Here is a 1050-nt window from a genome sequence, read left to right as displayed (position 1 = left end):
GCCGGCGTCATGCAGGATATCGGTGCGCTCGACGACATATTCGCCGGTCAGCGTGTCGACCGAGACTTCCGAGCAGGAGGCGCCATAGGCGAAATAATAGAAAGGACGGCCCTCGCCCTTGTCGCGGTCCCAGTGGATCTTCGGCGTCTTGTAAAAGCCGGCCGCCGAAAGCTGGATGCGGGCCATATAGGCCTGCTTGACGAGGTCGGCGAAAGGTATCTCCTGGTTGCCGATGCGCACCCTGTTGGGCAGGAACAGCACCTGGTCGCGTGGCACCTGGTATTTCTCGGCGGCGAAATCGGTCAGCCGGTCCTTGATCTGGCGGGCGCCGTTCTGCGCCGCCATTCCATTGAGGTCGGTGCCGGACGACGCGGCGGTGGCCGAGGTGTTCGGCACCTTGCCGGTGGTCGTCGCGGTGATCTTCACCTGGTCGAGATCGATCTGGAACTCTTGCGCCACCACTTGCGCCACCTTGACGTTGAGGCCCTGCCCCATCTCGGTGCCGCCATGGTTCAGATGCACCGAACCGTCGGTGTAGACATGCACCAGCGCGCCGGCCTGGTTGTAATGCGTGGCGGTAAACGAGATGCCGAATTTGACCGGCGTCAGTGCGAGGCCTCGCTTGATGAAGCGGCTGTTGTTGTTGAAGGCCGAGATTTCGCGCCGGCGCCTTGCATAGCTGGCGCTTTCTTCCAGTTCCGCGACGATGCGGTGGATGATGTTGTCCTCGACCACCTGATGGTAGGGCGTGACGTTGCGGTCGGCGGTGCCGTAGAAATTCCGCTTGCGGATCTCGAGCGGGTCCTTGCCGACGGCGAACGCCACCTCGTCGATGATACGCTCGGCGCCGACCATGCCTTGAGGGCCGCCGAAGCCGCGAAAGGCGGTGTTCGAGACCGTGTTGGTATAGAGCGGCGCCGACTGCGCATGCACCGCCGGCCAGAAATAGGTGTTGTCGCAGTGGAACAGCGCGCGGTCGGTGACCGGGCCTGAAAGGTCCGCAGAAAAGCCGCAGCGCGCCGCGAACATGAAGTCGACGCCGAGCATATT

At 63.0% G+C, this 1050-nt stretch carries 1 protein-coding gene; it reads right to left on the bottom strand.

Features of this window, described 5'->3' with window-relative positions:
- On the bottom strand, positions 1 to 1050 hold a 1050-nt coding region (locus FJ980_RS34035; protein WP_140547711.1), incomplete at both ends, for a molybdopterin cofactor-binding domain-containing protein.

Origin of the sequence: Mesorhizobium sp. B1-1-5, assembly GCF_006443065.1 — a bacterium.
Classification (GTDB): domain Bacteria; phylum Pseudomonadota; class Alphaproteobacteria; order Rhizobiales; family Rhizobiaceae; genus Mesorhizobium.
This window is presented reverse-complemented; position numbering and strand designations above follow the sequence as displayed.